The organism is Bradyrhizobium genosp. SA-3 (genome assembly GCF_004212635.1).
Taxonomy (GTDB): Bacteria; Pseudomonadota; Alphaproteobacteria; order Rhizobiales; family Xanthobacteraceae; genus Bradyrhizobium.
The window spans coordinates 51,333-69,914 of the sequence record NZ_PSRT01000031.1 but is presented as its reverse complement, the minus strand read 5'-3'; the positions used below and the strand labels follow the sequence as shown (position 1 = coordinate 69,914).

Below are 18,582 nucleotides of genomic sequence, written 5' to 3'. Positions count from 1 at the left end.
TTGCGCTCGGCGGTGAGCGCCACCATCGCGGTGGTGACGCCGGGAATGGCGCGGACGGCGGCTTCCGCTTCGGCGCGGACGGACTCCCAGGCCCGCGCCTCGGCGGCATCGACGTTGATCGAGAAGAACACCTTGCCGTCAGAGGCGCTGATCGCGCTCAGCACGTTGGCATTGGTGAGCGCGACCCCGCGCGGCGACTTGATCCGGCCAAGGCTGTCGAGAACCTGTTGCTGCGTCACGCTCAAAGCGCATCTCCTGATTTCAAGATGCCCCATTAGAGCGGAAACGCCCAAAAGGCTACTGCCTGCCGATATCGTCAGCCATCTCCGCGGGCGCGGCCCCCTGCTCGCTGGCGGCCTCGTAATTCAGCTCGATCATCACCCCGTTGGGGTCGTGGACGAAGATCTGCCAGAGTTCGCCGCCGGGCACCTGGCGGGACTCGAACTTCATCCCCTTGGACGCCAGCCGCTGCTTCATACCGTCGAAGCCGCGGCTGACGAAGGCGACATGGTGGACAACGCCGGAATCCGGCTTTTGTGGCTCGGCGGTCGGAGAAATATCGACGAGGTGCACCACCGGTTTCCCCTCGCTGTACATCCAGGCGCCCGGGAAGGCGAAATTCGGCCGGGCGCCATTTTCCAGGCCCAGCACGTCTTCGTAGAAGCGGACCGTCTCGGCCAGTTTCCGGGTTCGGATGTTGAAATGATCGAGCACGCCCACGCTCACGCCGCCCAAACCCTTGCCCATACCTCGCTCCCTTTTTTTAAGTCCTTGAGGTCCGCCATCCTAGCACAGGGGACCGCCAAACGAAGCCGTTGCCCTCTGGCCTCAAGGGTTTATGGTGCGCCCCAATCCGCCCTCACGGCGGAACCAGGCGCCCTGCTCGCCCGGCAAGAACCGTAAAACCCAAACTACGGACAAGGTACCATACATGGCAAAAGTCGCTTTCCTCGGTCTCGGCGTCATGGGCTTCCCCATGGCCGGACACCTCGTGAAAAAAGGGGGCCATGAGGTCACCGTCTATAACCGGACCGCGGCCAAGGCGAAGGAGTGGGCGGACAAGTTCGGCGGCAAGACCGCACCGACCCCTAAGGCCGCCGCCGAAGGCCAGGATTTCGTGATGTGCTGCGTCGGCAACGACAACGATCTGCGCGCGGTCACGATCGGACCCGACGGCGCGTTTGCCGGCGTCAAGAAGGGCGCGACCTTCGTCGACCACACCACCGCTTCGGCCGAAGTCGCCCGCGAGCTCGATGCGGCCGCGACCAAGGCCGGCTTCAAGTTCATCGATGCCCCCGTCTCAGGCGGCCAGGCCGGCGCCGAGAACGGCGTGCTGACGGTGATGTGCGGCGGAGCGCAGGATGCCTATGCCGGCGCCGAGCCGATCATCACAGGCGCCTATGCGCGGATGTGCAAACTGCTCGGCCCCGCCGGCTCCGGCCAGCTGACGAAAATGGTCAACCAGATCTGCATCGCCGGTCTGGTGCAGGGTCTTTCCGAAGGTATCCACTTCGCCAAGAAGAGTGGCCTCGACGTCGCCGCAGTGATCGAGACCATATCAAAAGGGGCCGCGCAGTCTTGGCAGATGGAGAATCGCTACAAGACCATGAACGAGGACAAGTACGATTTCGGCTTCGCGGTCGAATGGATGCGCAAGGACCTCTCGATCTCGCTGGCTGAAGCCCGCCGCAACGGCGCCAACCTGCCGGTGACTGCACTGGTCGACCAGTTCTACTCCGAGGTGGAGAAAATGGGCGGCAAGCGCTGGGACACGTCGAGCCTGCTCGCGCGTCTGCAACGCTGAGGAACATCTTGACGGTTTGCTGCCGGGCACGGCGACCGTCCCAGACCTCGACGCGGCCTGCACCGCGACGAGGTCTGGCAAGCACATTGAGCTGAAAGAACAAGTTCGGGGGACTGACTTGCTGAGCGTGATCGCCGCCGTTTTCATCGTTGCGTATGCTGCCATCGCGCTCGAACACCCGCTCGGCATCAACAAGAGCGCTACGGCTCTCCTGGGAGCGGGACTGCTCTGGACCATCTACGCGCTGTCCGTCGGCGATGCCTCGCTCGTCAACCACCAGCTCGACGAATCCGTCGCCTCGACGGCGCAGATCGTCTTCTTCCTGATTGGCGCCATGACGATCGTCGAGGTGATCGACGCCCACAACGGCTTCGAAGTCATCACCTCGGTCATCCGCACCACGAAGCAGACCACGCTGATGTGGATCATCGGCTTCGTGACGTTCTTCCTGAGCGCGATCCTCGACAACCTCACGACCACCATCGTGATGGTCTCGCTGGTTCAGAAGCTGATCGGCAACAGGAACGACCGCCTGCTGTTCGCTTCCCTCATCGTCATCGCCGCCAATGCGGGCGGCGCCTGGACCGTCATCGGCGACGTCACGACGACGATGCTCTGGATCGGAGGACAGATTTCGCCTGTCAGCATCATGGGAGCGGTATTCCTGCCGTCCCTGCTCAACCTGCTGATACCGCTGCTCATCATTGGCTACTCCGTCAAAGGGAAGGAGATCGTCCCGCCGCTGCAACGAGAAGCGCAGGCTCTCAAGGTCGAGCTGTTCGAGCGCAATCTGATGTTCTATCTCGGCCTCGGCACGCTGGTCGCCGTTCCGGTTTTCAAGGCCGTGACGCACCTTGCACCCTTCATGGGGATCCTGTTCGGGCTGGGCATCCTCTGGCTGGTCGGCGAGATCGTTCACCGCCACAAGGACGAGGATGCGCGTCGCCCGCTCACCCTCGTCCATGCGCTGACGCGCATCGACATGAGCTCCATCGTGTTCTTCGTCGGCATTCTCCTGGCCGTCGCCTGCCTGGAGCACGCCCGCGTGCTGGAGCTGTTGGCAAAATGGCTCGATACCACGGTCGGCCGTCTCGACATCATCGTCATCCTGCTCGGCCTCTTGAGCGCCATCATCGACAACGTGCCGCTCGTCGCGGCGACGATGGGCATGTACAATCTGGTGCAATACCCGCCGGACAGCTTCATCTGGGAGTTCATCGCCTATTGCGCCGGAACCGGCGGCTCGATCCTGATCATCGGCTCGGCGGCCGGCGTCGCCGCGATGGGGCTCGAGAAGATCGAATTCTTCTGGTACGCCCGCCGGATCGCAGGTCCCGCGCTTGTGGGTTACCTCGCGGGTGCACTGGTCTACATTGCGCAGCACTCGCTGCTGCATTGATCCGTCGTGAACCGGGCGTTCGGCGCTGCCGGTTCCGGCACGGAGGCGTTTCTTAATCATTCGTTAACGTAATTCTTTAGCTCCTTAAGTCACCTCTTAAGGATTTCTTGCCAGAGATAGACAATGCAGAAGGCCCGCGTCCGGACGTGGGCAGGAATCGTGTTGCTTGATGAGTAACCCCGCTGAAAAGCCCGAGGTTGTGCAGCTTCTGGCCGAGCCGGTGAGCGCTCCATCGGCGAGCAGCCGCAGGGCTGCGGCGCAGCGGGTGCGCGAGGCGCGCGACAAGTTGACGTCGACCAGCGGAACCCGACCGGCCTTCGACGCCGAGATGCTGCGCCAATATGCCCAGACCCGACTGTCGGCTTCCTATGTCGTGATGCTGCTGGTGGTCGCCACCGGCGTGCTGTTCGGGCTCTGGATGCAGCCGATTCCGGCGGCGGCCTGGACCGCGGGCATGCTCTGCATCCACAGCGCGATGATCCGCAGCTGCCGGCGGTTCCTGACTGAGGCCACCTCTCCGGCCGCGACGCGCGCATGGCGAACGCGTTTCGTCGTGCTCGACCTGCTCTATGGCCTGTGCTGGATGGCGATCCTGATCCACCCCGTGCTCGACATGGTCACGGAAACGCTGATGATGTTCCTGATGCTGCTGGTGATCGCGGTATCGAGCATGCTGGCCGCCAATCTGCCGATCGCCGCCGTTGCCGCCACCGCGCCCGTCGCGGTCGCCATGGCCCTGAGCTTCGTGATGACCGGCTCGCTGGACAATTACATTCTGGCGGCACTCGCGCTCGCGGCCGAAGGCTATTTCGTCCTGCTGGCCCACCGCCTGCACTCCTCGACCTTCGCCACGCTCGAGGCGCGCGCCGAGAAGGACGCGCTGATCGGCGAGCTGGAACAGGCCAAGGCAATCTCGGACGAAGCGCGCCACCGCGCCGAATCCGCCAATGTCGCCAAGTCACGCTTCCTCGCGCAGATGAGCCACGAACTGCGCACGCCCCTGAACGCCATCCTCGGCTTCTCCGAGGTGATGAAGAGCGAGATTTTTGGCGCGCACGCGGTGCCGGTCTACAAGGAGTACTCGGCGGACATCCATAATTCCGGCGTGCACCTACTCAACCTCATCAACGAGATCCTCGATTTGTCGCGGATCGAGGCCGGCCGCTACGAACTCAACGAGGAAGCGGTGTCGTTGGTCGGCATCGTCGCCGACTGCCATCATTTGATGAAGCTGCGCGCCTCGAGCCGCGGCATCACCATCCACGAAGTGTTCGAGCAGGCCATGCCGCGGCTCTGGGCCGACGAGCGCGCGATCCGCCAGGTCGTGCTCAACCTGCTTTCCAACTCGATCAAGTTCACGCCGCAGGGCGGCGAGATCTGGCTCAAGGCGGGATGGACAGCTTCGGGTGGACAATATCTCTCGGTAAAGGATTCCGGCTCCGGAATCCCCGAGGACGAGATCCCGGTCGTGCTCGCCTCGTTCGGCCAGGGCTCCAACTCGATCAAATCGGCCGAACAGGGCGCAGGCCTCGGCCTGCCCATCGCCAAGAATCTGATCGACCTGCATGGCGGCACGTTCACGCTGAAATCGAAGCTGCGCATCGGCACCGAGGTGATCGTCACCTTCCCGCCGGAGCGCGTGATGAGCGCGCTGGCGCCGCTGTCGGATGATTCTCCGCCGCTGCAGCCCGAGAGTTCGCTCGTTCCCGATGAGAAGCGCCGGCCGCGCCACAAGCCGATCATGAGCGCAGGCACGGGCTCTTAACGAGATGCTTGCAGACATGCCCGACGATCCCTCACAATGTCCGTATGAGCAAAGAAACGCCGTGCGTCGCCGTCTGCATGATCGATCCCAAGACCAAGCTTTGCTTCGGCTGCGGCCGGACTTTGCCGGAGATCGCGCGCTGGCACGCCATGGACAGTGCGGAGCGGCTGGCGGTCATGGCGCTGTTGCCGGCGCGCATGAATCAGGCAGGACTCGCACCGATCGCGGCATCGCCGAAACGTACCTGATCGGCACGCGCGCATCTGGAGGCGCGCAATGATCCGCTTCCTGCTCGTGCTCATCATGCTCGCCGGCACCGCAGGTGCGGTCGTCGCCTATGGCGATCCCGACCAGATCGCGCGTGCCAGCCACAAGGTCTCGCACATCTTCCGCGCGCAGACCGCCGCCCCGGCCCCCGCCGTGCAGATCCCGCGCGGCCAGGGTGGCGAGTTCGCACTGCGTGCGAAGATCAACGGCGTCACCGCGCCGATGGTGATCGATACAGGTGCGACCTCTGTGGTGCTGACCTGGGAAACCGCGAAAGCGATCGGGCTGCCGCTTGAGATGCTCGAATACGACGTCGACCTGGAGACCGCGGGCGGCCACACCAAGGCGGCGCGGCTCACGCTCGACCGTCTCGCCGTCGGCAAGCTGGTCGAGAAGTCGGTGCCGGCCCTGGTCGTGCAACGCGGCCAGATGAAGACCAATCTGCTCGGCATGAGCTTCCTCGACCGCCTGGAAAGCTGGGGTGTGCGCGCGGACACGCTGATGCTGACAGGTTATCCGGAGCTCCAGAAGGGCCCCCGCCGCCCGCGCATCGCGGTCGATTAGACAATCTACGCCGCCTCCGCTGGCGCGCGTGCACCGACACGTGCGATCGCCTCGCGCAGCACGTCGAGACCGGCGCCCGGCTTCACCCCCTGTTCGGCAAGATGGCGGCGGAAGGCGCGCGCGCCGGGAACGGCGTGGAATGCGCCGACGAAATGCCGCGTGATCGCGTGCAGCCGGGTGCCGCGCGCGAGCTGCTCTTCGATGTAGGGCATCATCGCCTCGAGCGCGTCCTGCATGGACGCGTGCGGCGCCGCCTCGCCGAAGATGTCGGTATCGACGCTGAGCAGCCGCCACGGCTCCTGATAGGCGGCGCGGCCGAGCATCACACCGTCGACATGGGCAAGATGCGCCTTCGCATCGTCGATGCTCGGGATGCCGCCATTGATGATAACGGGCACACCAGGCATCGCGCGCTTGAGCCGATAGACGCGATCATAGTCGAGCGGCGGGACGTCGCGGTTCTCCTTCGGCGACAGGCCGTTGAGCCAGGCTTTGCGGGCGTGCACGATCAGCGCATCGCTGCCGGACGCCACCACCGCGCGCGCGAGCGTATCGAGCGCCACTTCAGGATCCTGGTCGTCGATGCCGATGCGGCACTTCACCGTGACGGGAACCGCGACCGCGCGCTTCATGGCGTCGACGCACCTCGCGACCAGTTCCGGCTCCGCCATGAGGCAGGCGCCGAACCAGCCATCCTTCACGCGATCGGACGGGCAGCCGACATTGAGATTGATCTCGTCATAACCGAACGCCTCGCCGATCCGCGCAGCCAGCGCGAGCTCGTGCGGATCCGACCCGCCAAGCTGAAGCGCCACCGGATGCTCGCACGCGTCGAACCCAAGCAGCCGCTCCCGGTCGCCATGAATAATGGCGCCCGTGGTCAGCATCTCCGTATAAAGCAGCGTCCGCCGCGTCAGATGACGGTGGAACACCCGGCAATGCCGGTCAGTCCAATCCATCATGGGTGCCACGGCAAAGTTCCAGTCTAAGCCCTTCATTTCATTTATCTATTTTGGCTCCGATCGATCCTTTATGTGATTGGACCGACTGAGGAATTTGGTCCGATCAAGCTTCCGCAGATTGCGTCTTCTAGGATCATATAGGTCTGGATTGGAAGCGAAAATCGGGCTTTCGGATTCTCAGCGCAGACGTCGTGCACACGAGAACCTGCTTGCACATTACTCCCGCGCAACGTGCATCAGTGGCGCTATACTCAAATTGAGGATCATTCACGGAGGTGAATTTTAGCTGGCGACAAGCGTCGAATTTTTGATCGCGGCCCTTGGTAGCTCGGGAGGGCTACCGCTTTTCCCCACACCAACCGAACCTGCGATATCTTCTCCAATCCTCCACATGAAGGAGAGCATTGCAAGCGCGCTGTTCGGCAAATCGTAGAAAGGCGGGCAAATTCGCGCTACTCGCTAACTCGTGCTCGACTGCGACGTCGCTTTTCCCGAACAACGCCCTGTTCGTGCTTACCGGTACGTGGCGGGTCGCCACTACCATTCCTGTTCGCCCGAATCCTTGCGTCCCGGGCTACGACCGTCTCAAGTGATGGGGCTGCTAGCAGCAGCTCGCGCGCGAGCTCGACAAATCTTGCCACAACAGGATTGCCGTCGGGCCGGAAGACCATCTTCACGTCAGCCACCGGCGCGGGCTCACAGAGGGGGCGATAAATGACACCTCGTCGCGAAAGGTGGCGAACGCTCTCCGGGACCAGCGCCACACCCAGACCGCCGGCGACAAGACTTGTCAACGAATAGGCCTCGACCACTTGCTGGCTTATGCGCGGGATGAATCCCGCGTCGACACAGCAGTCGCGAAGGTACTGAGCAAATCGCGAATCCTCGAGACGAAGAAACACGTGGTCGTCATTGCGCAGATCTGCGAGACGCAAGCGATCGCGCCTGGATAGAGGGTGACATCTTGGAAGAGCGACCCAAACCTGCTCCCGCCAGGCGACTTCGGTGACGAGCTCGGGATCCTCCGTCGGGCTTCGAAGAAAGCTGATGTCGGTCTTTCGGGCATGCAGGGACTCGAGTTGCGCGAGCGGCGCCATCTCATGCAGCCGCACCATTACTTCGGGATGTTGCCTGCTATAGGCGGCGATGATTGAGGTGAGCGGGCCCAGCAGCACGGAGCCGGTGGCGCCGATGTCAAGCTTGCCGCTCTTGCCCGAGCCGATCGCTTGGGTCTGTTCGACGGCCTGCCCGACCTGGCCCAATATCGATCGTACGTGGTCAAGGAACGCAACCCCGGCCGGCGTCAGCTCGACCTTGCGGCTGGTGCGCAGAAAGAGCGCTGTCTTCAACTCAGTTTCGAGATCTTGGATCTGCTGACTGAGCGGGGGCTGCGAGATCCGCAACCGAGTGGCCGCTGCCGTAAAACTCAACTCCTCGGCGACGACGAGGAAATAGCGAAGGTGGCGAAGCTCCACTTCGACCTCAGAAACGATATGTCACACATATAGATTTATTCGAACAATATATTAGACGACTTGATAGTCAAGTGCCATGCTCGCGGTCGCGCCCCAGCCATAACCAGAACAACGGGAGGCGAATAACGGGAGGAAATGATGCCGAAGATGACCGCGGCAGCAGCGGCGGTGTGCGTCATGGAGAAGGAAGGCGTCCGATGCGCCTTCGGCGTACCCGGGGCTGCTATCAATCCGCTTTACGCCGCCCTACGCCCTCGCAACGAGATCAAACACTTTCTCGCCCGGCATGTCGAAGGTGCCTCGCACATGGCCGAGGGCTACACGCGGGCAAGGCCCGGTAACATCGGAGTATGCATCGGCACCTCGGGTCCAGCTGGAACCGATATGATCACCGGTCTCTACTCCGCGTGGGCGGACTCCATCCCAATCCTGTGCATCACCGGACAGGCGCCGCGCGCCCGCCTCCACAAAGAGGACTTTCAGGCGGTAGACATCGAGTCGATCGCCAAGCCGGTGACAAAATGGGCGGTCACGGTGCGGGAGCCTGCGCTTGTGCCACGGGCTTTCCAACAGGCATTTCACCTGATGCGCTCTGGCCGCCCCGGGCCTGTGCTGATTGATCTTCCCTTCGACGTGCAGATGGGCGAGGTGGAATTCGACATCGAAACGTACGAGCCACTGCCAATCTATCAGCCGAAGGCCACGCGCGCACAGATCGAAAAAGCACTGACGATGCTGAACGCATCGGAGCGACCGCTCATTGTTGCGGGCGGCGGCATCGTCAATGCGGACGCTTGCTCGCTGCTCGTCGAATTCGCCGAGATCACGGGTATCCCGGTCGTCCCAACTCTCATGGGCTGGGGTTCGATTCCGGACGACCATGCGCTGATGGTCGGCATGGTCGGTCTACAGACTGCACATCAGTACGGGAACGCGACGCTACTTGCCTCAGATTTCGTTCTCGGCATCGGCAATCGCTGGGCCAATCGGCACACCGGCTCAATCGGTGTCTATACCGAGGGCCGCACGTTTGTGCACGTTGACATCGAACCCACCCAGATCGGCCGCGTCTTCGCACCCGATTACGGCATCGTGTCGGATGCAAAAGCAGCGCTCGAGCTGTTCGTCGCGATCGCCCGCGAGTGGAAGGCGTCCGGCAAGCTCAAGGATCGGACGAATTGGGTCGCAGAGTGCCGGGAGCGCAAGCGCACGATGCTGCGCCGCACGCATTTTGACGACGTGCCCCTCAAGCCGCAACGCGTCTATGAGGAGATGAACAAGGCATTCGGCCGGAACACCTGCTATGTCAGCACGATTGGCCTCTCCCAGATCGCTGCCGCGCAATTCCTGCACGTCTATCACCCGCGCCATTGGATCAATTGCGGTCAGGCAGGCCCTCTCGGCTGGACCATTCCGGCAGCGCTAGGCGTGCGAGCGGCCGATCCAGATCGAAGCATTGTCGCGATCTCCGGCGATTACGACTTCCAATTCATGATGGAGGAGCTGGCGGTTGGCGCCCATTTCAAGCTGCCCTATCTGCATGTCGTGGTGAACAACTCGTACCTCGGCCTGATCCGACAATCGCAGCGCGGTTTCAATATGGACCACTGTGTGCAGCTGTCGTTCGAGAACATCAACTCGCCTGAGGTCAACGGCTACGGTGTCGATCATGTCGCAGTCGCCCACGGCCTCGGCTGCAAGGCGATCCGAGTTTTCCGCCCAGAGCAAATTCAGCCCGCCTTTGATCAAGCAAAGGAATGGATGGAGGAATGCAAGGTTCCGGTTGTGGTGGAATTCATCCTCGAACGCATCACAAACGTCTCCATGGGTACGGAAATCAATGCAATTACCGAGTTCGAGGAATTGGCCAAAGACAAGGCGGACGCTCCCACGGCAATCGCATTGTTGGACTGAACAAACAGGCGAGGACTCCATGCCCAAATTCGCGGCTAATCTCACGATGCTCTACAATGAGTATCCGTTCTTGGATCGCTTCGCCGCCGCTCGCGCTGACGGCTTTGCGGCCGTCGAATTCCTGTTTCCTTACGCGTACCCCAAAGAGCAGATCGCGGAAAAACTTCAGCAAAATGTGCTCAAACAAGTGCTGCACAACCTGCCGGCCGGCAACTGGGAGGCCGGCGAGCGCGGCATTGCCTGCCTGCCTGATCGCACCGGCGAATTCCAGGAGGGCGTCGGCCGCGCGATCGAATATGCGACGGCGCTTGCCTGTCCGCAGGTGAATTGCCTGACCGGGATCGCACCGCCTGGCGCCGATCCCGATCGCGTACACGCGACCCTCGTGGAAAACTTGAAATTCGCGGCGGACAAGCTGGAAGCGGCCGGCATTCGTCTGCTGATCGAGCCGATCAATGATAAGGACATTCCGGGCTTTTGGCTGAACTATGCAGACCAGGCGGTTGCGCTCATCGATGAGGTCGGGTCGAGGAACGTATTCGTCCAATACGACCTGTACCACCAGCAGCGAATGAGTGGCGAACTCGCCGCCACATTCCGACGCCTGAAAGATCGCATCGCCCACATTCAGGTTGCTGATAACCCCGGACGCAACGAGCCCGGAACGGGAGAGATCAACTACCCCTTCCTCTTCGATCAACTCGACCGCGATGGATACATGGGCTGGATCGGCTGCGAGTACAGGCCGAAGACCACGGCTTCGGCCGGTCTCGGCTGGGCGGCGGCTTATCTGCGACGTGAATCCGATGTTCCGCAACAAGGAGTCAGCACATGAAGGTGGGTTTTATCGGTCTCGGGATCATGGGCGCGCCAATGGCCGGGCACCTCATCAAGGGCGGTCATGACCTATTTCTCAACACTCGTACAAAGGTGCCAGACGATCTCATCGCAGCCGGCGGCACCGCCTGCGCATCGGCCGCAGAGGTCGCCCGAAAGGTCGATGTGATCATCACCATGGTTCCGGACACGCCGGACGTCGAAGCCGTGCTCTTCGGCAAGGGCGGCGTGGCGGAAGGCCTCTCAAAGGGCAAGATCGTCGTCGATATGAGCTCGATCTCGCCGCTCGAGACGAAGCGTTTCGCCGAAAAGATACAAGCGCTTGGCTGCGACTATCTGGATGCGCCAGTTTCCGGCGGTGAAGTTGGCGCCAAAGCGGCATCACTGACGATCATGGTTGGAGGATCTCCGACCACATTCGAGCGGGTGAAGCCGCTGTTCGAGCTCGTGGGGAAAAATATCACGCTCGTTGGCGGCAACGGCGACGGCCAGACGACGAAAGTCGCGAACCAGATCATTGTCGCGCTCACGATCGAGGCCGTCGGCGAAGCGTTGTTGTTCGCTGCCAAAGCGGGCGCCAATCCGGCGAATGTGCGCGAGGCGCTCATGGGCGGCTTCGCTGCCTCGCGAATTCTCGAGGTGCACGGCGAACGCATGCTCCAGCGGCGATTCGACCCGGGCTTTCGCATCGAATTGCATCAGAAGGACCTGAACCTCGCGCTACAGGGCGCCAAGGCACTGAAGCTCAGCCTGCCGAACACGGCGACATGCCAGGAGCTGTTCAATACCTGCACGGCCCATGGCGGCTCGGCGTGGGATCATTCAGCCATGGTGCGCGCGCTGGAGATCATGGCGAACCACGAGATCGGCACCGGCTAAGGAACTGACAAGCCACAGTAGCGTGATGGACGCCATCGGACAAAGGCGGACGGGAGGAGCCAAGATGTCATTCTTCAAATCGCTATTCGGTCAAGTCGTCGTCGCGCTCGTTCTCGGGATCGTTCTCGGGATCGCGTGGCCGGACTTCGCGGTTTCGCTGAAACCGCTCGGCGACGGCTTTATCAAGCTCATCAAGATGGTCATCGCCCCGCTGGTGTTCGGCGTGGTGGTCCAGGGAATCGTGGGCGCCGGCGACTTGAGGAAGGTCGGGCGCGTCGGCATCAAGGCCATCCTGTACTTCGAGGTTGTCACGACGATCGCGCTCTGTCTCGGCATCCTGCTGGCCTATGCGCTCGAGCCCGGCGTCGGCATGAATATCGATCCGAGCTCGCTCGATCCGAAGGCCATGGCCTCCTATACGCAACATGTCGGCCAGGTCACGGGCACGATCGATTTCCTGCTCCGGATCATTCCGACCACTGTGGTGGACGCCTTCTCCAAAGGCGACATCTTACAAGTGCTCGTGATCTCGATCATGTTCGGGGCAGGTCTGGCCTTGCTGGGCGAATATGGCGAGCCTCTGGCCCACTCGATCGAGCGTATCACCCGTGTCCTCTTCAAGGTCATTGGCTTCATCGTGAAGCTCGCGCCCCTGGGTGTTCTCGGCGCGATCGCATTCACGGTGGGCAAGTACGGCATCGGATCGCTCAAGCAGCTCGGTTATCTGGTCCTGCTTTTCTACGTCACAGTGACGATCTTCGTGGTCGTCGTCCTTGGCCTGATCATGCAGCTCGTCGGTCTCAGCATCTTCAAATTTCTCCGCTATTTGCGAGAGGAGTTGATGATCGTGCTCGGCACGGCGTCATCTGACAGCGTGCTGCCGCAGGTCATGCGCAAATTGGAGGCACTCGGAATCAAGGACTCGACCGTCGGTCTCGTCATTCCGACAGGTTACTCGTTCAATCTCGACGGGTTTTCGATCTATCTCACGCTGGCAGCGGTCTTCATTGCGCAGGCGACGAATACCCCGCTTTCGATCACCGATCTTCTGTTGATCCTGGGCGTCTCCCTGCTCACGTCCAAGGGGGCCCACGGAGTGCCGGGTTCCGCCATCGTCGTACTGGCGGCGACGCTCTCGGCCATTCCGGTCATTCCGGCGATCGGGCTTGTGCTCGTACTCTCGGTCGACTGGTTCATGGGCATGGCGCGTGCGCTCTCGAACCTGATCGGCAATTGCGTTGCGACGGTCGTGATTGCGGCCTGGGAGGGCGACATTGATCGCCGGCAGGCAAAGCGTGTGCTCGACGGCGAGATCAGGGTGTCGACCGAAGAGGTGCTGGCTGCACCAGCCGAGGTCATCAAGCCTGCGACGGCCTGACGACTGACCACACTGATGGGGCGGGACCTCGTGTCGACGATCAAGGGGAGCGATTGAGCCGCGCAGCTTACGATTGGATGGCGGCAATTGTCTCGGAGGCGAACATGCACGCAATGAACAAAGTTCGGTTAGCCGGTTTGCTGGGCGCGTTCATGTCGGTTCTTTGCTGGATGCCAGGACCGGCGCTGGCTGACGATCTCGACCGCATTATCGAGACCGGTCTTGTCAGGATCGCCGTGCCGCAGGACCTGCCGCCCTTCGGCTCGATCCAGAACGGTCAGGTCGAGGGTTACGACGTGGATGTCGCAAGACTTGTCGCCACCGACCTCGGCGTGCGCTTGCAGTTGGTCCCGGTCACCAGCGTCAACCGCATTCCCGCATTGCTGACCGAAAGGGTCGATCTGGTCATCGCCAATCTGGGCATCTCTCCTGACCGGGCCAAGACAATTGCCTTCTCGACGCCATACGCGCCGTTCTTCTCCGGCGTGTTTGGCGCGCATGAGCTTGTCGTGAAAGATCCTGCCGATCTGCAAGGAAAAAAGACCGCAGTGACCCGCGATACGATCGAGGATCGCGACCTCACAAAGATCGCGCCGCAAAGCGCGGAGATCGTGCGCTTCGACGATAACGATGCGACCATCTCCGCGTTTCTGTCCGGCAAAGCCGATTTGATCGCAACTGGCAATGTCGTGGTGGCCGCCCTGCTGAAGCAGAATCCGCAGAAAAGGATCGAGGCGAAATTCCGTATCAAGCAATCGCCCGCGGGCATCGGCCTGCGGCGCGGCGCACCCGAGCTTCTCAATTGGGTGAACGTCTTCGTATTCCAGAGAAAGCTCAACGGAGACCTTGACCGCTTGTCGCGTCAGTGGTTTGGCGAGCCGCTGCCGGAGTTGCCGATCCTATGAATGCGGCCGCCAGCAGCGTTGCACTCATGCCGCCATGCGACCTATTGCGGGCGATGTTCGACGCTGCGATCAAGGTCGCACTACCGGAGCACACGATCTCGCCGCACCTGCCGCCAAAGCCGAAGGGCCGCACCATTGTGGTCGGGGCCGGCAAGGCATCGGCTGCGATGGCGAAGGCCGTGGAGGACCTCTGGTCAGGGCCGATCGAGGGACTGGCTGTGGCCCGCTATGGGCACGCTGTGCCATGCCGGCGGATCGAGATCGTCGAAGCCGCTCACCCCGTTCCTGATGCCAAGGGCGAGCACGCCGCGCGGCGCATTCTCGACCTCGTCTCGGGTCTCACCAAGGACGATGTTGTGCTTGCGCTCATCTCGGGCGGCGGCTCGGCGCTGTTGGCCCTCCCTGCTCCCGGGCTCACGCTCGAGGACAAGCAGGCTATCAACAGCGCCCTGCTGCGTTCGGGCGCCTCGATCGACGAGATGAATTGCGTGCGCAAGCACCTTTCGGCGATCAAGGGCGGCCGGCTCGCCGCCGCCGCACACCCAGCACGGGTCGTGACATTGCTTATCTCCGACGTACCAGGAGATGATCCATCCGTCATCGCCTCGGGTCCAACCGTGCCGGATCCGACGACGTTCTCCGATGCGCTTTCCGTCCTGCGCAAATACCACATTGATGAGCCACGCGCGGCGGTTACGCATCTCTCGGCCGCGGCGACGAGACGCCGAAGCCTCATGACCCGCGGCTTGCTGGCGCCAAGACGGTCATGATTGCGACGCCGCAACACTCATTGGAGGCTGCCGCGGAGATTGCCAGCTCAGCCGGGTTCACGCCCCTCATTCTCGGTAATGCGATCGAGGGGGAGGCACGCGAGGTCGGCAAAGTCATGGCTGGAATCGCGCGCCAAGTTGTCGGTTACGGGCAGCCTGCGGCCTCGCCGTGCGCCTTGCTTTCCGGGGGCGAAACCACCGTCACGATACGAGGAAGCGGGCGCGGCGGCCGCAACGTCGAATTCCTACTTTCGCTCGCGATCGCGCTCGACGGCTTACCCGGCGTGTTTGCGATTGCGGGCGACACTGACGGCGTCGACGGCGCCGAGGAGATCGCGGGCGCGCTTGTTACGCCGCATACGCTCGCCCGCGCCCGCGCCAAGGGCATCGATCCCAAGGCGAGCCTTGCCAATAACGACGGCCATGGCTTCTTCGAGGCGCTTGACGATCAGATCGTGACCGGCCCGACGCTCACCAACGTCAATGATTTTCGCGCCGTCTTGATCACCAATGCGGCGGCGAAGACATCGGCAGGGCATCGATAATCATTGTGAAAATCCGCGCAATGCGGCTCTCGAGGGATGGCATGAGCATGAAGAGGACCGGATCTGGAGCATTCAGAGGCGAACGAGATGGCCTTACGCCCGGAGGGGCGCTCATGAGGAGGCTCGATGAACTCGCCGAATTCTCAAGCGAAGCGAATGCGCTCACTCGGCTCTATCTCTCTCCGGAGTACAAGGCCGCCGCCCTGCAGGTCATGGCCTGGATGTCCGAGGCCGGCATGACGACCATGATCGATGCCGTTGGTAACGTCGTTGGTCGGTACGATGGCCAGGTCCCCGACAAGCCGGCGCTGCTATTGGGCTCACACATAGATACTGTCCGCAACGCCGGCAAATATGACGGCAATCTCGGTGTGCTCGTCGCCATCGCGGCTGTGGCGGAGCTCAATCGCGCGGGCGAGCGTCTGCCGTTCCCCATCGAGGTGATCGCCTTCGGCAATGAAGAGGGTGTGCGCTTTCCGGTGGCGCTCACCGGCTCTCGCACCGTGGCCGGTACCCTCGATCCGGCCGAACTGGACGCTGAGGATGAGCAAGGCATCAGCGTGCGAGTGGCCCTTCAGCACTTTGGCTGCAATCCGTTCGATATTCCCTCGATCCCACGCCGCAGAGACGACGTGCTCGTCTACGTGGAGATCCACATCGAGCAGGGCCCCGTGCTGGAGAGCGAGGAACTGCCGGTCGGAGTGGTCACGGCGATCAACGGTGCAGGTCGGTTTGAAATCGACGTCGGGGGGCACGCTGGTCATGCCGGTACCGTGCCGATGGGCCTGCGCAAGGATGCGCTTGCCGCCGCATCTGAGATGATTCTCGCCATCGAGCGGCGCGCGGCTGGGACTCCAAATTTGGTTGCAACCGTCGGTCGGATCGAAGTCCAACCCAGTGCCGTGAACGTCATTCCCGAGCGGGCTTGCTTCACAATGGATATCAGGGCTCCTGCCGACGCGGACCGCGTGACAGCAACCCATGATCTCGAACGCGAGCTAAGGGCAATTGCGGTTCGCCGAGGCGTGGCACTTGAAATGAAGCAGACCTATGAAGCGGCTGCGGCTACCTGCGCGCCCTGGCTGATTGAGCAACTCGCAGCCTCAATCACCCGGGCCGGGATCAAGGTTCTGCGGCTACCGAGCGGAGCCGGTCATGACGGGCTCGCAATGACTGCCCTGTGTCCGATCGGAATGGTATTCGTGCGCTGCAGGGGCGGCATCAGTCACAACCCGGCTGAATCGATCACGGTCGAAGATGCAGATGTTGCTCTGCGCGTGACCCTTGATTTCCTGCGACATCTTGAGCCGGCCAGCGCCGCCCACCAAGACGGAGACCTGCGATGACAAGGATCGGACTCGCCGCGAACGAGAGCCTTCGCAGCAACATTCGCACGTACCTCGAGAGCCAGCGTCAAGCGCAGACGAGATTCCTCGCCGAGCTCGTCAAGGTACCGTCCGACAATCCTCCCGGTGATTGCGCACGTCATGCAGAGCGCGCTGCAGAGCTTCTGGAGGAACTGGGGTTCCTGGTCGAGCGTCATAGGGTCCCTGAGACCCTGGTGCGAAGCAACGGTATGATCAGTGTCACCAACTTGATCGTGCGCAGGCGCTTTGGCGACGGACCCATTGTAGCGCTCAACGCCCACGGCGACGTCGTGCCTCCCGGCGAAGGCTGGACCAGGGACCCGTATGGCGCCACCGTGATGGAAGGCTGGATGTATGGTCGCGGAGCGGCCGTCTCAAAATCCGACTTCGCTACCTACGCTTTCGCGCTGCGAGCGCTTGAGATCTCAGGGGCGCCGCTTGCCGGGACGGTCGAACTCCACTTCACTTACGATGAGGAGGCCGGCGGCGAGATCGGCCCGAAGTGGCTCCTGGACCAGGGATTGACGAAGCCGGACTATGCATTTGCCGCCGGCTTTTCCTATGCCGTCGTGACCGCCCATAACGGCTGCCTTCATCTCGAAGCGACAGTCCACGGGCGGTCGGCCCATGCCGCGGTGCCATACACGGGGGTTGATGCTCTCGAAGCAGCCAATCACGTGCTCGCGCAGCTCTATGAGTGGCGACGCTCGCTGCGCGACCGCATCTCAGCAATCCCGGGGATCGGCTCGCCGCAGCTGACCGTGGGTCTCATCAGCGGTGGCATCAACACGAATGTCGTGCCCGACCGCATTACTTTCCGGCTCGACCGGCGCATGATTCCGGAAGAGGATCCAGGCGCCGTCGAACAGGAACTTCGGGACTTGATTGCCAAAGCGGCTCTTGCGTACCCGCAAGCGCATGTCGAGGTCAGGCGCATTGTCTTGGCCGAACCCCTAAGGCCTCTCCCGGGCACCGCCCGGTTGGCACAAATGTTGTGCGGCCATGCAAGCGACGTCATTGGCGAGCCAGTTTCGTCCAAGGGTGTTCCGCTCTATACTGACGCCCGCCACTATGCAGCGGCGGGGGTTCCGATCGTGCTGTTCGGTGCGGGCCCACGCACCATCGAGGAGGCTAACGCCCACCGCGCCGACGAGCGGTTGCCTTTGCCGGACCTGTTCAAGGCCACGGAAGTCGTTACTCTCACACTGGTTGATCTGTTGAGGGCATGAAGCCATCGAAGGCGCGAAGTCCTCAACTTCGTCACTGTTTTCGGAACGACCCTTAACCCACCAGCGCGTGATGGGGCCATGCAGGAAATCGATTAGGAGATGGCGATCCACGCATTGCGCCAGATCGAGAACAAGAATTTCGCCGAGACACGACATCGCACGCCACTAGTTCGCGCACGCTCAGATTTCACGGAGCAAGCAATGAAGGCAACGCGATATTTCTTCAATTTCACCGGCGAGGGACGAACTCTCGTTGATGAAGGCGGAGTTGAACTCGACAATTTCGAGCAAGTGAAAGCCTACGCCTCAAAGCGAGCGGCAGTGCTCAGAGAGAATGCATATATGGTCGAGGACTGGACAGAATGGCGTGTCGAAATCTTGGATTCGTCCTTACGAGTCGTTTTGACGTTGCCGCTGACGGAGTGCGTGTCCGGGTAACCACGGGTTTGCGGCTGGCGCTTTTCCGCATTCATGTCCGCCGGACTCGTTTACTGAGGGTCCTGCTTGCCGTTCTCCAGTGGC

The 18,582-nt window shown here is 62.0% G+C and carries 17 protein-coding genes and 1 pseudogene; 14 read left to right on the top strand and 4 right to left on the bottom strand.

The window, feature by feature from the left end:
* Both CWO91_RS13325 and CWO91_RS13320 read right to left on the bottom strand, forming a co-directional pair.
* Window positions 1-245 (bottom strand): iron-sulfur cluster assembly protein (locus CWO91_RS13325; RefSeq protein WP_165405422.1); only part of this gene is annotated, 245 nt, incomplete at its 3' end.
* Window positions 246-297: 52 nt separating this feature from the next.
* Window positions 298-747 (bottom strand): VOC family protein, encoded by a 450-nt coding sequence (locus CWO91_RS13320; protein ID WP_433995557.1) that lies wholly within the window; start codon window positions 745-747, stop codon window positions 298-300.
* Between the two features lie 184 nt (window positions 748-931).
* Here CWO91_RS13320 and CWO91_RS13315 point away from each other — a divergent pair, with 184 nt between their 5' ends.
* From CWO91_RS13315 to CWO91_RS13295, 5 genes are all read left to right on the top strand, one after another.
* Window positions 932-1,804 carry an NAD(P)-dependent oxidoreductase gene (locus CWO91_RS13315; protein WP_130213866.1) on the top strand — a complete coding sequence of 291 codons (873 nt, stop codon included), beginning with the start codon at window positions 932-934 and terminating at the stop codon, window positions 1,802-1,804.
* Between the two features lie 118 nt (window positions 1,805-1,922).
* Window positions 1,923-3,203, top strand: coding sequence for a sodium:proton antiporter NhaD (gene nhaD, locus CWO91_RS13310; protein WP_130213865.1), 1,281 nt, complete (start codon window positions 1,923-1,925; stop codon window positions 3,201-3,203).
* A 169-nt stretch (window positions 3,204-3,372) separates the two neighbouring features.
* A complete protein-coding gene (locus CWO91_RS13305; protein WP_130213864.1) occupies window positions 3,373-4,968 on the top strand; it encodes a sensor histidine kinase in 1,596 nt (531 codons plus the stop codon).
* A 44-nt stretch (window positions 4,969-5,012) separates the two neighbouring features.
* Window positions 5,013-5,216 (top strand): DUF1289 domain-containing protein, encoded by a 204-nt coding sequence (locus CWO91_RS13300; RefSeq protein ID WP_130213863.1) that lies wholly within the window; start codon window positions 5,013-5,015, stop codon window positions 5,214-5,216.
* 28 nt (window positions 5,217-5,244) lie between these two features.
* The gene (locus tag CWO91_RS13295) at window positions 5,245-5,799 is read left to right on the top strand and encodes a TIGR02281 family clan AA aspartic protease (RefSeq protein WP_130213862.1); all 555 of its coding nucleotides are present in this window, start codon (window positions 5,245-5,247) and stop codon (window positions 5,797-5,799) included.
* Window positions 5,800-5,804: 5 nt separating this feature from the next.
* Here the strand turns inward: CWO91_RS13295 and dusA are convergent, their stop codons facing one another.
* Window positions 5,805-6,797, bottom strand: coding sequence for a tRNA dihydrouridine(20/20a) synthase DusA (gene dusA, locus CWO91_RS13290; RefSeq protein ID WP_130213861.1), 993 nt, complete (start codon window positions 6,795-6,797; stop codon window positions 5,805-5,807).
* Window positions 6,798-7,213: 416 nt separating this feature from the next.
* A complete protein-coding gene (locus CWO91_RS13285) occupies window positions 7,214-8,236 on the bottom strand; it encodes a LysR substrate-binding domain-containing protein (protein WP_130213860.1) in 1,023 nt (340 codons plus the stop codon).
* A gap of 138 nt (window positions 8,237-8,374) precedes the next feature.
* Between CWO91_RS13285 and gcl the strand changes: the two genes are divergently transcribed.
* The 9 genes and pseudogenes from gcl (at window position 8,375) to CWO91_RS13240 (ending at window position 18,498) form a co-directional block, all read left to right on the top strand.
* A complete protein-coding gene (gcl, locus tag CWO91_RS13280; protein ID WP_130213859.1) occupies window positions 8,375-10,150 on the top strand; it encodes a glyoxylate carboligase in 1,776 nt (591 codons plus the stop codon).
* A gap of 19 nt (window positions 10,151-10,169) precedes the next feature.
* Entirely contained in the window at window positions 10,170-10,985 is an 816-nt protein-coding gene (gene hyi / locus CWO91_RS13275; protein ID WP_130213858.1) for a hydroxypyruvate isomerase, read from the top strand.
* On the top strand, window positions 10,982-11,866 hold the full coding sequence (gene glxR / locus CWO91_RS13270; RefSeq protein ID WP_130213857.1) for a 2-hydroxy-3-oxopropionate reductase: 885 nt from the start codon (window positions 10,982-10,984) through the stop codon (window positions 11,864-11,866). The genes hyi and glxR overlap by 4 nt, the downstream gene beginning before the upstream one ends.
* 64 nt (window positions 11,867-11,930) lie before the next feature.
* The gene (locus tag CWO91_RS13265) at window positions 11,931-13,244 is read left to right on the top strand and encodes a C4-dicarboxylate transporter DctA (RefSeq protein WP_130213856.1); all 1,314 of its coding nucleotides are present in this window, start codon (window positions 11,931-11,933) and stop codon (window positions 13,242-13,244) included.
* Window positions 13,245-13,321: 77 nt separating this feature from the next.
* Window positions 13,322-14,149: a transporter substrate-binding domain-containing protein gene (locus CWO91_RS13260; RefSeq protein WP_245471236.1), complete on the top strand. Its 828-nt coding sequence runs from the start codon at window positions 13,322-13,324 to the stop codon at window positions 14,147-14,149.
* Window positions 14,150-14,175: 26 nt separating this feature from the next.
* A pseudogene (locus CWO91_RS13255) lies at window positions 14,176-15,464 on the top strand (glycerate kinase type-2 family protein).
* A 113-nt stretch (window positions 15,465-15,577) separates the two neighbouring features.
* Window positions 15,578-16,810, top strand: coding sequence for an allantoate amidohydrolase (locus CWO91_RS13250; RefSeq protein ID WP_130213855.1), 1,233 nt, complete (start codon window positions 15,578-15,580; stop codon window positions 16,808-16,810).
* Window positions 16,807-18,060, top strand: coding sequence for a M20/M25/M40 family metallo-hydrolase (locus CWO91_RS13245; protein ID WP_130213854.1), 1,254 nt, complete (start codon window positions 16,807-16,809; stop codon window positions 18,058-18,060). The genes CWO91_RS13250 and CWO91_RS13245 overlap by 4 nt, the downstream gene beginning before the upstream one ends.
* Window positions 18,061-18,159: 99 nt before the next feature.
* On the top strand, window positions 18,160-18,498 hold the full coding sequence (locus tag CWO91_RS13240) for a DUF6894 family protein (RefSeq protein WP_130213853.1): 339 nt from the start codon (window positions 18,160-18,162) through the stop codon (window positions 18,496-18,498).
* Window positions 18,499-18,582: the final 84 nt, after the last annotated feature.